The 13,839-nt window shown below is 35.8% G+C and carries 11 protein-coding genes and 1 tRNA gene; 9 read left to right on the top strand and 3 right to left on the bottom strand.

From position 1 onward, the window contains the following. Nucleotides 1-761 precede the first annotated feature (761 nt). Both IV80_RS08650 and IV80_RS08640 read left to right on the top strand, forming a co-directional pair. A complete protein-coding gene (locus IV80_RS08650; protein WP_057752327.1) occupies nt 762-2,360 on the top strand; it encodes an ATP-binding cassette domain-containing protein in 1,599 nt (532 codons plus the stop codon). 1,281 nt (nt 2,361-3,641) lie between these two features. Further along, a tRNA-Cys gene (locus IV80_RS08640) sits at nt 3,642-3,712 on the top strand. Nucleotides 3,713-4,180: 468 nt separating this feature from the next. Here IV80_RS08640 and IV80_RS08635 read toward each other — a convergent pair. Further along, nucleotides 4,181-4,378: a hypothetical protein gene (locus IV80_RS08635; RefSeq protein WP_057752321.1), complete on the bottom strand. Its 198-nt coding sequence runs from the start codon at nt 4,376-4,378 to the stop codon at nt 4,181-4,183. A 135-nt stretch (nt 4,379-4,513) separates the two neighbouring features. Here IV80_RS08635 and IV80_RS08630 point away from each other — a divergent pair, with 135 nt between their 5' ends. Both IV80_RS08630 and IV80_RS08625 read left to right on the top strand, forming a co-directional pair. Then, on the top strand, nt 4,514-4,942 hold the full coding sequence (locus IV80_RS08630) for a CopY/TcrY family copper transport repressor (protein ID WP_057752318.1): 429 nt from the start codon (nt 4,514-4,516) through the stop codon (nt 4,940-4,942). Continuing rightward, on the top strand, nt 4,939-6,984 hold the full coding sequence (locus tag IV80_RS08625; RefSeq protein WP_057752316.1) for a heavy metal translocating P-type ATPase: 2,046 nt from the start codon (nt 4,939-4,941) through the stop codon (nt 6,982-6,984). The genes IV80_RS08630 and IV80_RS08625 overlap by 4 nt, the downstream gene beginning before the upstream one ends. A 44-nt stretch (nt 6,985-7,028) precedes the next feature. Here IV80_RS08625 and IV80_RS08620 read toward each other — a convergent pair whose 3' ends face one another. After that, complete coding sequence (locus tag IV80_RS08620) at nt 7,029-7,538, bottom strand: hypothetical protein (RefSeq protein ID WP_057752313.1); 510 nt, start codon at nt 7,536-7,538, stop codon at nt 7,029-7,031. A gap of 148 nt (nt 7,539-7,686) precedes the next feature. On the opposite strand from IV80_RS08620, the gene IV80_RS08615 reads away from it, so the two are divergent. The 5 genes from IV80_RS08615 to pepF all read left to right on the top strand — a co-directional run bounded on the left by IV80_RS08615 (nt 7,687) and on the right by pepF (nt 13,107). After that, the gene (locus IV80_RS08615) at nt 7,687-8,427 is read left to right on the top strand and encodes an MBL fold metallo-hydrolase (protein ID WP_057752311.1); all 741 of its coding nucleotides are present in this window, start codon (nt 7,687-7,689) and stop codon (nt 8,425-8,427) included. A 339-nt stretch (nt 8,428-8,766) separates the two neighbouring features. Continuing rightward, nucleotides 8,767-9,165: a transcriptional regulator SpxA gene (gene spxA, locus IV80_RS08610; protein WP_057752307.1), complete on the top strand. Its 399-nt coding sequence runs from the start codon at nt 8,767-8,769 to the stop codon at nt 9,163-9,165. 124 nt (nt 9,166-9,289) lie between these two features. Beyond that, nucleotides 9,290-10,003, top strand: a complete 714-nt coding sequence (locus IV80_RS08605; protein ID WP_057752304.1) for an adaptor protein MecA — start codon at nt 9,290-9,292, stop codon at nt 10,001-10,003. 154 nt (nt 10,004-10,157) lie between these two features. Next, nucleotides 10,158-11,267 carry a competence protein CoiA gene (locus IV80_RS08600; protein WP_057752302.1) on the top strand — a complete coding sequence of 370 codons (1,110 nt, stop codon included), beginning with the start codon at nt 10,158-10,160 and terminating at the stop codon, nt 11,265-11,267. A gap of 37 nt (nt 11,268-11,304) precedes the next feature. Continuing rightward, on the top strand, nt 11,305-13,107 hold the full coding sequence (gene pepF / locus IV80_RS08595; protein WP_057752298.1) for an oligoendopeptidase F: 1,803 nt from the start codon (nt 11,305-11,307) through the stop codon (nt 13,105-13,107). Nucleotides 13,108-13,188: 81 nt separating this feature from the next. On the opposite strand, the gene IV80_RS08590 is transcribed toward pepF, so the two are convergent. Then, entirely contained in the window at nt 13,189-13,803 is a 615-nt protein-coding gene (locus tag IV80_RS08590; protein WP_057752295.1) for a DsbA family protein, read from the bottom strand. Nucleotides 13,804-13,839: the final 36 nt, after the last annotated feature.

Genomic DNA, 13,839 nt, shown 5'->3' with positions numbered 1-13,839 from the left:
TTTTTAAGAGAGCATAAACAATTATTTATACTTAAAAAAGGGGATATTAATATGTCATTAAAAAATGGAAATAGAAAGTAAAAGGTACAGTCTATTCATAATACTTTACAAGAAATTGAAGCAGGACGTGTGATTTACTTGATCTTGAAAACTTTAAGAATATGGGGGTTCAGTGGATATGTGAGAAACCATAGAGCCTGTACTGAAATAAAGTTCAAAAAAATTCTATCAGTTGCAGATTAGTCGGTCGGAAGAAAGAAAATTACAAGAAAGAGTAATTTTACGATCCGGTGGACCTTATTTTAAAAAACTTGCCTTTTTTAATATGCAAACTGAATTTCAGAAAGATATTTCTAATTTTGATGAAAGATAATTAGAGTCGGTTATCAAATTTCAAAGTTACCTGTTCAAATTTTTCACTTTATTCGAGTTGGTAAGACGTACTATATGTAGCAAATTGAATTTTCAAATATTAGCCGATGAATTAGGCAAGAATTATAATTTTTGGAATACGAGAACTGGTTCGGAATTTTCACTAATTTGTGTGAATAAATGTTTTACGAAGTATGCTTATTCATTAGAAATTGCGGGAGCACTGGCTCAAGCGTTTTGTGTTACTAACGCAAAGCCAGAATTTATAAATCGCTCGGTAAAACAAGTTTATCCGGAACTTTGGCAAAGAAGGTTACGAAAAACTAGATTAGAAGAAAAGCGGATCCCTTTTTACGGCATAATTTCTTCAAGAATTAAGGAGTTGTAAGATGAAAAAATATATTAAAAAAAGTCAATTTTTATTGGCTAGTGTAGTTTCAATGTTAGCCGGATTAGAAATCCCCTTTAACACCTTTACGTATTCGTATATTTTTGAAATAATTACAAAACATAGAATAAATTTGATTTTACCGTTTGTTGTCATTGTAATTGTTGTTTATGGAATATTGTCGCTTATAGATTATTTAAAAAATGTAATTGTAAATCGAAATATTATTACTATAAACAACCAAATCAAAGTTGGTTATGTTAATGGTGCCGTTATCGATGTTGATCAAGGAAAAAAGAATTTCGAGTCCAATAAATTATCTTTTTTTATGAATGATTTAAAACTTTTAGAAAACAATTACTGGCGGCAATTATTTTCGATTTTAGGGGCAATTACAACAGTGACTGTGACACTGATCTATGCATTGTACAATAATGCTTTGATTACTTTGATTTTTTTGATATTCATGGCTGTACCAAGTTTTGCGCCAAGACTTTTCAAATCTATGATTCAAAATCGAACTGATATTTGGTCTCACAAAAATCAAGAAGTCTCTTCTGTAGTTCGAGACTTGTTCCATGGTGCTTTTACATTAAAACGTTATTTAGTCCCATTTGGGTTTGATTCGCGGTTAAAACAGAAAATTAACGGAATGGAAAAGGCCAACGCTAGTGTAGAAAATGGTATTGCATTTTCGAATAGCTTTATAAGTTTCTTGTTTTATGTGTGCTCATATGGGCCAATTGGTATTGGTATTTTTTTTACAATTCGTGGTGTCATTACATTGCCACAATTTGTAGCAATTCAATATTCATCTAGTTGGATATTAAATGGATTTAACACAATTATTTCTAGTGTAAATACTATCAATAGTACATCAGAAATTCGTAAGCAGGTTAAAAAATTGACTGAAGTAAGTGAACTGTATAAAGCAAATAGTAGGAATATGAATGATGATACTTTCAAAGAACTGGCTTTGAATAATTTGAATTATGCTTATAAAAATAAGTCCATTATTTTCAAGAACTTAAACTTCACAGCAAGAAGAGGAGATAAAATTCTCATTAAGGGGCGGTCTGGAATTGGTAAATCAACACTTTTAAAAATTATTTTACGAGAAATTAAAGAAACGTCGGGGGAAGTGTTATTAAATAACCAAATTTATACTGGAACGACTGCTTATCAAACTTTTGGCGTTGTTAGTCAAGCTCCTATCATTTTTCATGATACTGTTTGGCAAAATTTGACTTTGGGGAAAAAAGTAACTAGAAGCCAAGTAGAAAGCGCGTTGAATCGTGCCGGTCTAAGTTCATTTACAGATGATAAGGAATTATTTCACGTTATAGACGAAGAAGGAAAGGATTTATCTGGTGGTCAGCTGAAAAGAATTGAAATTGCCCGAGCCTTATTAATGAATAGAGAAGTCTTGTTAGTAGATGAAGGCACTGCATCATTAGATACCGAGACCTCTGTTGCAATTCATAAATTGTTGTTTGCTATTCCAGATCTTACATTAATCGAAGTAGATCATCATATACCTGATGAAATCATGGATAATTATAACCGGATATATGAAATCAAGGATCATCAACTGGTGTAAAAGCTGCATTTATAAATAAAATGTGAATATTTGCTTTCAAATTGACATTAGTTGAAGAAAAAATAGAGATTATTTTGAATGAAAGTAGCAAAAAATGGTTTGATAATTGTTTCTCCAATATTCTTATTGGTCATTTATGAAAGGCTTTTTTATCTGAAACATGGGGTCCAGTATTACAGCACTTCATTTCGGCTGCTTTTTGCCCCCTCCAATTTGAAGGGTAGCTCATAAACTTTGATTAATACAACCAATTTTGAGAAACAAGCAAGAACTGTCTAGCCCATATGGATATTTTCAGCCATTATAAGTAACCATTAATCGATTTTACGCATTCATTTATTCCGAAAACAAAGTGGTCAAAGGGGTTAGACCTTTCTCAAATTTGTTTTGAACTTAAAAAAACAGACGTTGAAAAAACACTTAAATTAATGAAAAATCAATTTGACAGGCATAACAAGTTTGAGCGATAGGAGCATTAGGTTTCTATTTTTTTGCAAATGAATCATATGAAGCATGATTGTGGTAATTCCTAAAAGGGGACGTTCAAATTGAATGCTAAAATAGAAAAATGATAAGTTGTTTAAAAGAATATCCTAATCGTTTTACTACAATTGCATATTTGATGATGTTTGTTTTACCCATAATGTTACAAAAGATACTAAGTGAAGTTCTTATATGGTACCTCTTGATGCCTTTTTTTATATTAATGTTTGATTTGTGGATTAGAAAGTTTCAATTTAGATGGTCAAAAGCATGGAAAAAAGTTCAAAAATTTTCATATATTAGAGCAACGGTTTATGCCATAGTTTTGTATTTCATCAACAATGGCGTTACGTATGGTGAAACGCTTTTTCAGGGGGTAAGACTAAATTTTAAAAATTCTATTTCGTTGATGAATACAGTTGGACACGTTCCATTGGTGTTCTTGTATATTTTAATAATTGCGCCAATTATTGAGGAATTTACTTTTCGAGAATTCTTTTTAATGGTTTGACAAATAAATTTGAAGATTTAGATTATCGACCTTTTACTTCAAGAAAATTTGTGATCACAATATCTGCGTGGGTAGTAGCTCTGATGTTTGTGCTGGCATTAGGGATATTGTGGGAGCCAATTATAGTAGGTGGTTATTTTTCATAAAGTTCGCTCAAACTCAAAAACAAACAAGTAAATCAAGTATGGACAACTAAAAGAAGGCTACGATAGGTAATTTTTGACCAAACCAAAGCTTTACAAAATTTGGCTGCTGTTATAAACTATTACATGTTGGCAATTTATGGTGGCGGTATAGCCAAGTGGTAAGGCAGAGGTCTGCAAAACCTTCATCACCGGTTCAAATCCGGTTACCGCCTTGTTTAGACTTTTAAGACAAAACGATTTTTTCTCTCGTAGAAAAAATCGTTTTTTTTATCTTTATCATAAAAGTTTAATCAGTTTTATTCACAATGTTGGTTTGGGTCAAATTTTGGTCCGCAAAAAATAATTAAATATTCTGAAAGGCTTTGTGAGTCACTATAGTAGGGATGGGAAAAACGTGTTTTGATTTTGCACATACGAAGTTGTCTAGGCAACTAAAATTGCAAAAATGATGAGTTGCCGTGGCAGCCTAGAAACCGATGAGTCATCTTTTAAATTATTTGGTTTTCGTAGCTAAGCAGAGAAGTTCACCTTTTTTCCGATGGCGACTATAAAAGTTCAGAGACGGAAAGAGACTGGAAATTTTTCCAGTCTCTTTGTAATTTTTTTACCCATTAATGATTTAAGAATTACTATGCTCGTTACCATAGGGTGCACATCTGGCAGATCATGAATAATTCACCTTATTTATGCTTGTTTTGTAAAATGACCTTACGAATCCCCATGATGATGTCTGTAAAGTCATAAGCTGCAAACAGGAGAATAATCCACCGATAACCATTGGAAGAATCACTAGAGAATAAATAGTAAACAAAAAATATTCCAAACAGCAAGTCAAGAATCATATTAATAAGTAAGGCACGACTAATTCTAATTTTCATGATGACCTCTTTTATCCACCTCGTTAAAACCATCATAGCACAGATTAAGGACCTGCCAAAAGGTTTGTCTTGACAATTTTAGTTTACAAATGTAATCTTTAATTTGTAGATTACATTTGTAAATGGAGGAAAATTATGACTGAAGAATTACCGATTACCACTTCGGAATGGGAAGTTATGCGCATTATTTGGACGTTAGGTGAAGCGACTAGTAATGATGTGATTCAATTACTAGTAAAGAAACGTCAATGGAAAGCTTCGACTGTAAAGACCTTAATCGGGCGGTTGATGCAAAAAAATATGTTAACCGCACAAAAAAATGGGCATACAAATCTTTATCAGTGTACGGTTTCCGAAAAGCATGCTATGGAAAAGGAAGCCACGCGCTTATTTAAAAACATGTGTGCCATGAAAAACGGTCAAGTTTTGGTACAACTCATTAACGAGCTTCAACTAAGTCAAACAGATATTCAAAATTTGCAAAGTGTTTTGGTTGAAAAACAAAAAACAGCGCCGGAAATGGTGGCTTGTAACTGTATTCCTAAGGAGGAAGTTGAACAATGAATCATTCAAAAATGGATATGAATATGGACAATGAGGACATGGACATGCATATGAATCATGACATGATGAACCATGGAGGTCACATGATGCATATGGGAAACCTGAAACAGAAATTTTGGGTTTCCTTGATTCTAATGATTCCAATTATTTTGATGAGTCCGATGATGGGGATATCATTGCCATTTCAGTTTACCTTTGCAGGATCTGATTGGGTGGTCGCTATCCTAGCTACTGTTTTGTTTTTTTATGGTGGCAAACCATTTTTCAGTGGTGCCAAGGGTGAGTGGCAGCAAAAGAAGCCAGCAATGATGATGCTCATTACTATGGGAATCTCTGTTTCATATATTTACAGTATTTATGCTTTTATTTCTAACGATATTCTTAATATTCAACCGCACAAAGAAAGTTTCTTCTGGGAGTTATCAACGTTAATTGTCATTATGCTTTTGGGTCACTGGATTGAAATGAATGCGGTCGGTCGTGCGGGTAGTGCAGTGGATGCCTTAGGTAAATTACTACCAGATAAAGCACATTTGGTTCAAGAAGGCCAGACAAAAGAAGTTAAATTGACTGAGATAAAACTTGACCAGATAATTCAAGTTCGGGCAGGTGAAAAGATTCCCGCTGATGGCGTTTTAACTTCAGGATCTACTAATGTCAATGAAGCAATGGTCACTGGTGAAGCACAACAAGTTAGTAAAAAAGTGAACGATTCGGTGATTGGTGGTTCTATTAACGGTGAAGGTACCTTTGAATTTAAGGTCACTGGAACTGGTAAGTCAGGCTATTTAGCCCAGGTTCAAAAGTTAGTGGCCGATGCGCAACAAAACAAATCGCGAGTTGAGCACATGGCAGATCGAGTTGCAGGCTGGCTTTTTTACGCAGCTTTGGTCATTGGAATTGTATCTTTCATCACCTGGCTGATGATTGAGAACGTGTCAATGGGCTTGTCAATCGCTGTGACAGTTTTAATCATCGCCTGTCCTCATGCCCTCGGCCTTGCTATTCCTTTGGTTACAGCTCGTAGTACGGCGTTAGCAGCCAATCATGGTCTATTGATTCGTAATCGGGATGCGATGGAAGCTGTTAAAAAAGTAAACTACGTGTTAATGGACAAAACGGGTACTTTGACAGAAGGTGTTTTCAAAGTAAATCACTACGAGAGTTATCAATCAAATTATACAGGGTCAAGAGTTCTCCAGTTAATGGCGGCTTTAGAATCCGGATCAAGTCATCCAATGGCATTGGGCATCTTAAATGAAGCCAAACGTAAAAAATTAGAGTTGTTGCAAGCAAATAATGTCCAACAGATAACAGGTGCCGGTTTGCAGGGAACAGTGGATGAAATAACCTATCTGATTGCTTCAGCGACCTATTTAAGTGAACATGGAATTGCGTTTGATCAAAGCGCGTTTGAAAAGTGGGCAAATGCAGGAAATTCGATTGCTTATTTAGTGCAAAATAGTCATGTGATTGGGATGGTTGCGGAAGGTGACCAGATTAAGCCAAGTGCTAAACAAGCCATAGATGATTTTAAACGTATGAAAATTGTGCCTGTCATGCTAACCGGAGATAATGCCCAAACTGCCGCCGTGGTGGCACAAAAACTGGGAATTAAGAATTTTAAGGCTCAGTTACATCCGGAAGATAAACAACGAATTATTAGTGAGTATCAAGAAAAGGGGAATCACGTCATGATGGTCGGCGATGGCGTTAATGATGCACCTAGTTTGGCAAAGGCTGACCTGGGGATTGCGATTGGCTCAGGAACTGACGTGGCAATTGATTCAGCCGATGTTGTTTTGGTAAAAAGCGATCCAATGGATATTGTGAGTTTTATTGAATTGGCGAAGAATACACGCCGAAAAATGACGCAAAACTTATGGTGGGGAGCCGGTTATAATTTAATTGCCCTTCCTTTGGCCGCTGGTGTTTTAGCACCGATTGGATTTATGCTTGATCCAATGGTTGGCGCGATCGTTATGTCGTTGAGCACGATTGTCGTTGCCATCAACGCAATGACTTTAAAACTGAAAAATTAGCACCGCAAGAAAGCCCCAGAAATCAAAAATTTCTAGGGCTTTTATTATGAACTTAAACTGTGTAGCTGATAGGCGGTGTAATTAGCATCGTGATAGTTATAAGCACCACTATCGCTGTATATTTTAAATGGTGCATAACTTGCAGAGCGACGCCAAATTGCGTAGTCGGAGTCTAACTGCCAGATTGTGAGCAAAACACGTTCATTAGGCCTTTTTTCTGGTTGAAGGACAAAGAGATCGTTTAAGCCGATAGGCAACTGGTTAGCATTTGTTAGCTGTGAGATTTTGGCATCAAATACCTTAATTTCTTCTTTCGAGAGCGTAATAAATGAAAAACGGTAAAACCCATTCCACTCCAATTTACCTTTGTGAAATTGAATGAGATAAGTAAGTGGATTTGCAAAAGCAGAAGGTCTCCCAGAGACGTCGAGCAACTGTAAATCATTGTGAATGGAAGTGCTAGATAGGGTCACAAAATGACGATCTGGGTTATTTTTTTCAATTTGTTTTAAAACAGGCCAACTGCCAAAAGTAGATGAAATTTTACTGATCATGAGAATCCCTCCAATCGTTTACAAACTTATTATACCTTGTTACTGTGAATTTATGAAAAGGTTTTCCTCTTTTTCCGAAATATGTTAAGTTATAGGTAGTGGCGGAACAGAATAGGCTGAGTAAAGCAGCTTGGAAGGAGTAATTAAATTGAAATTAACGGTTTTAGGTTATTATGGTGGCTATCCATGGCATGGTGACGGGACCAGTGCTTATTTAATTCAATCAAAAAATTACAATCTATTGTTGGATTGCGGTAGTGACGCCTTATTAACCCTTGAAAAAGTTTTAGATCCTTTGCAATTGGATGCAGTGTTGTTAACACATTATCATCATGATCACACTGCGGATGTTGGAGTATTGCAATATCTTTGGCAATTGAAGTCTGGGGACAAGAAACAAACGTTACTGCCAATCTATGGGCATACGCAAGATCCACTAAATTTTGGAGCGCTAACCTGGCCAGGTGCTACAATTGGAAAAAGCTATAGTGAAGCAGATGTACTTGATTTAGGGCCATTTGAGATTTCTTTTCTTAAAACACATCATCCGGTCCCAGCCTTTGCGGTAAGAATCCGGGAAAAGGATTCCGACAAGGTAATGGTATTTACTTCTGATACAGCTTATTTTTCAGAATTGGCAGATTTTGCAAGTCGAGCTGACCTATTAATGACGGATACAAATTTTTATGCAAACAAAACGGGGAAAAAATGGCACATGACCTCAGCCGAATCCGGAAAACTAGCAAAATTGGCACAGACAAAAAAATTGTTATTGACTCACTTACCACAGACCGGAGATTTAGAACAACTGGTTGAAGAAGCTAAACAAAGTGCAGGAACAAATGTTCATGTGCGATATGCAAAAAAGCTTTTGGAACTGACAATTTGAGGAACATTGGTTAATTGGTATAGGTAAAACTTGACTAACTTTTTGGACATTTTTTATATCTTTATAATTTTTTAATATTATAAAATATGATTGAATTGAATAAGAAATGAATTAAGAAAGGGTCAATTGAAAATTAACTATCTAGGAAAGTTTGCTATATTGATTAGGATAAATAGACAAAAATATAAAAAACGTCCATTAACAATTGACAAAAAGTAAGAAGAAATTTAAAAAAACTATAGCTTTAAAGTTAAATTCAGGTTATAATGGTCATTGTAAAGAAGTTGGACTTGCTTACGTTAAGCATAATTTGGTTCGATTTTCTAAGGAGGAAAAAATATGGTTACTTTATATACTTCACCGAGTTGTACTTCTTGCAGAAAAGCACGTGCTTGGTTAAAAGAAAACAACATTCCTTTTGAAGAACGCAATATTTTTTCCGAACCATTGACAATGGATGAGATTAAATCAATTCTAAGAATGACTGAAAATGGAACGGAAGAAATCATTTCAAAACGTTCTAAAGTATTTCAAAAATTAAATATCAATCTTGACGAATTACCTTTACAAAAACTCTTCGATTTAATTCAAAAGAATCCTGGATTGTTACGTCGTCCAATTATTTTGGATGAGAAACGGTTACAAGTTGGGTATAACGAAGACGAAATTCGTCGTTTCTTACCACGAGATGTTCGTGCTTATGAGCTTCGTGAAGCACAACGTTTGGCAGATTTGTAAAATAAAAGTCAGGTTAATTGCAAAAAGTTAGATTTGTGGGATAATATCCATGAATCTAATTTTTTTATTGGGTTCTGTTGTGTCTCACAACAGAAAATGTGACGAAAGGTTGGGGGTGCAAACAATGGAAATGGAACGAATAAATGATGACACAATTCGAGTTTTAATCGGCAACGATGATTTAACTGAACGTGGTATTACAGTTCTAGATTTATTAGGTAGTCATAAGCAAATAGAAGATTTCTTTTATAGTATTTTACAAGAAGTTGATACGGATCACCAGTTTCAAGAAAACGATGCCGTTACTTTCCAAGTATTACCTAACCGAAATGGACTAGAGCTTTTTATTAGTAAAAATGCTGATATGAAGGGAAATTCAAAAGTAAGTTCTGATAATAATACGTTTAATATCAATAATGAAGATGATGTTTCAGAGTTTATAAAACATCAGTTAGTACAACATGATGGTGAGGATCATAAAAAGGCAGACAAAACTAAAGATGCGAGTCCCGCAGACTTAGAACCTTATTTAAATGATCCAGACACGCATACGCAGGAATTTGTTTTAAAACTACCAAATTTCGAGAGTTTGCCGGAAATTGCGCGAGTTTTGCGTCTAGAAAATGCAGCATCGAATCTTTTTAAATATCAGGGAAATTACTATTTAGACTTGATCTTCTTCGTAGATGAATCAAGTCCTGAAACGGTCAAGGATGAAATGGCCGTTGCTTATGAGTATGCGAACAGTGCGGATGTGACCGCAGATGTGTTGCATGAGCATGGTAAAGAAATCATGAGTCAAAGTGCGTTAGAATTAACGAGACACTATTTTTCATAGGTATTTAATGTGAGAAGACTTTTCTCACGCTTTTATATTGATAGCATCTAATTGCTGATAATAAAGCGTTTAAAAATAGGACCTGACAGGGTGCTATTTTTTTTTGGATTTTAAAACAAATTCCTGCGTATCTTTTTGATGAGGGGGGATGCAAATGTTTGTTGCAAACGACTGTCGGCAAGCTGTTTTAGCTGTCGATGCACTTCATCAAAAAAATTATACCTGTCCCGGCTGCGGTCAACGTGTCATTTTACGGAAAGGGGAAGTGCGCATTGCCCATTTTGCCCATCTTTCCGGACATGGTTGTCATGTTTTTAGTGAGGGCGAAACACAAATTCATTTATCTGGAAAACAACGGGTTTTTGATTGGTGTCGTCAAAATCATTTAGCAGTTAAGCTAGAAGCCTATCTACCCAAACTAAAGCAAAGGCCAGACATCTTGGTTTATTGGCATCATCATTGGACCGCTATTGAATTTCAATGCAGCCCAATTTCTTTTGAACGCTTATGTGAACGTACACGGGGCTATCACAGTCAAGGCTATAAAGTTTGGTGGATTTTGGGACCAACGTATTTAAAAAAGAGACTCACCTTGGAACAAGTTTCTAAATTTTCCTATTTTCAAAAAAAGCTCCACCTATTTATGTCATTTTATAATCCAAAAAGGGATGAATTTCTAGTCAGGCATCACCTTCACCAAGACTTATTTGGTAAATTAAATTGGCAGGTTTATCGTTTTGTCCCATCTAAAATGAAGTTTGACCAACTCTTTTTGGGGCATCTCCCAGTACCCAAAAAAGAAAATAAAGATCGGTATCAAGAAGCTCTAGAGCTACAACGACGTTTGTTAGGACGCTATTGCGATTCTCGTTTAAGCCAAATCCAGCGTCTTTGCTATGTCCACCACTTAAATTTAGCAGGTTGTCCCTGGCTGATTCATGATTCATTTTTTGCTTTACCAACTGGTGTAGCTAGTCCGCTTGAAATCAAGATTTACTTTTTAATTCAATTGCGGGCTAATTATAAGAAAAAGTTGCCGTATCAAACCTTTTCACGGTGGTTTGAACAAGCAAACCAAAATGCAACTTTGATATTTCCAAATATAAGAAATTCACGAATCTGCACAGAAATGAATGTGAAACTTTTGGTGAACTACTTGGCAACTGAGAAATGGATCACGTGTGAAGCTGCCGGTTACCGTATTAATCAGCAGCCTGATTGGTATTCAGATTTATCAGAAAAACTACGGCACTTTTGCGCGTAGTATGCTAAAGTAAGATTAATTTAAGGAGGTAGGTTAAATGACAGAAATCAAAAAATTACCTAAACGTGATGAAGTCCCAGTTGCCTTAACTTGGGATTTAACCACTATTTTCAAAGATGATGCTGCAGCTCATGCTGCTATGAAACAGGTAGAAAACAAAATCTCTTCTGTACTTAAATTCAAAGGAAAATTGCAGGAGAGCAGTGACAGTTTACTTCAAGTGATTCAATTGGAGTTGGCAATTCAAAATGATTTAGAACACATTTATGTGTACGCAGAACTCAAAAATGATCAGGATACTGTCAATAATAAAAACCAAGCCCTAATGGATCAGGTTGCTAGTTTTGTGGCAAATGTGTCAGCCAAACTAGCTTGGATTGATCCAGAAATTTTGGCCATTCCAGAAGAAAAACTAGCCAAATTTCAGGCCGAAGATGCTGCTCTTAGGCCATATTCACATTTCTTAGAGGTTTTGCAACTCAGAAAAAATCATGTGTTGTCTAGTAAGGAAGAAGCCTTATTGGCTGGCGCAAGCTCTATTTTCGATTCGTCTTCAAAAATATTCGGAATTTTAGATAATTCAGATTTGAAGTTTCCATTTGTCAAGAATGCAGAAGGTGAAACTGTTCAGTTGTCACAAGGCATGTATGCAACTTTGCTTCAGTCAACTGATCAGGAAGTGCGCAAACAAGCTTTTCAGCAACTATATGCGGTTTATGAACAATTTAGAAATACGTTTGCAGCCACGCTATCCGGTGAAGTAAAAGTTCATAATTTTACCGCTCAAATTCGTGGCTTTAAAGATGCACGACAAGCTGCAATGAGCCAAAATGCAATTCCCGAAACGGTTTATACAAATTTAGTTTCAGAAGTGAATAGTCATCTCGACTTATTGCATCGCTATGTCAGTTTACGTAAAAAAATCTTAAATCTAAAAGAATTGCATATGTATGATTTATATACACCTATCACGGGAAAGTCGCCACTCAGCTATTCTTATTCCGAGGCAAAAAAAGAAGCCAAACAGGCTTTACAAATTTTAGGTGAAGATTATGTCAGCCATGTTCAAGAAGCTTTTGACAACCGCTGGATTGATGTTGTTGAAAATCAGGGGAAACGGAGTGGCGCGTATTCTTCTGGCGTGTATGGGACGAATCCTTTTATGCTTCTGAACTGGCAAGATGACTTAGAAAACTTGTTTACATTGGTACATGAGATGGGTCACAGCATGCATAGTTATTACACGACTCATAATCAGCCTTATCAGTATGGGGACTATGCCATTTTTGTGGCTGAAATTGCATCTACCACAAATGAAAATCTGTTAACACAATTCTTGTTAGATAAGTATGACGATCCCCAGATTAAACTGTATGTGTTGAATCATTATCTGGATGGCTTCAAGGGTACGGTTTATCGGCAGACTCAGTTTGCTGAATTTGAACAGTTTATTCATGAAGCAGATGCTAACGGGGAGGCCTTGACTGCGGAGATGATGTCTGATTTTTATGGTAAACTGAATCATCGTTACTATGGGGATGCGGTGATTAATGATCCGCAAATTAAGTCTGAATGGACACGAATTCCACATTTTTACTATAATTATTATGTTTATCAGTATGCAACTGGCTTTGCAGCGGCTTCGTCCCTAGCAAATGGTATGACTAGTCAACGATCACAGGCTCGTGAAAAATATCTGAATTATCTGAAGTCTGGGAGTTCAGATTTTCCATTAAATGTGATGAAAAAAGCAGGGGTCGATATGACTAAAACAGACTATTTAGAAGATGCATTTGCGATGTTTGAAAAACGTTTGAATGAATTTGAAGCACTACTATAAAAAATAAAGGATTTCTTAACAATAACGATGAATATCGTGACAGTTGAGAAATCCTTTATCTTTTTGAACAATAACTATATTTTATAAAACATGTGGAAATGAGATGGTTGGATGGGTGAAACTAATTGAAGAGGACAATGGACAATCGGTGTCTTGACAAATTTGTTGCAAGACATCATCGCTAAAATTTTCAACTAAAATCCCGCATTCATCAGCTTGGTCGTCGAAAATTACAGCAGATGGCGAAGAAGTGACGTTCATCTCTAAAGCGGTTTGCTGATCAGCTTTAAAAGAGTCTTTTGCTAATTGAGAACGACGGTCGACTTCAAACATTTCTAAATCCAGATGAGCTTGCCTAGCAATTTCGGAACCTAAGCTTTGAGAGTAAACGATACCTTTTTGATTCAGTTCAGTTTGCATTAATTTCAAAAACGTCCGTCCATCACGTTTACATTGGAATAGTGCGGCCTTATAGTCCAAAATCAGATGATACATGTCTTCGGCCAACGCGTTATAGTTTTCATACGACTGATTATCATTACTATGCAGGTAGTCTTGAACAAGTTGCATATTTAACATAGGGATAATTTGGAAACTCACCTTTTGATCCACGTTATGGACAAATTCCATCATCACTTTTTCCGAGCGCATACAAGGTTTCCCTAATGGCGCTACAAACAAATAGACATCAAGCATTAGACTTTCCTCCAACAAACCGTTTTTATATGTTTT

This window comes from Pediococcus cellicola, assembly GCF_001438655.1.
GTDB classification, from domain to species: Bacteria; Bacillota; Bacilli; order Lactobacillales; family Lactobacillaceae; genus Pediococcus; species Pediococcus cellicola.
The sequence above is the reverse complement of the archived record's forward strand: the minus strand, read 5'-3'. Positions and strand labels throughout refer to the sequence as shown.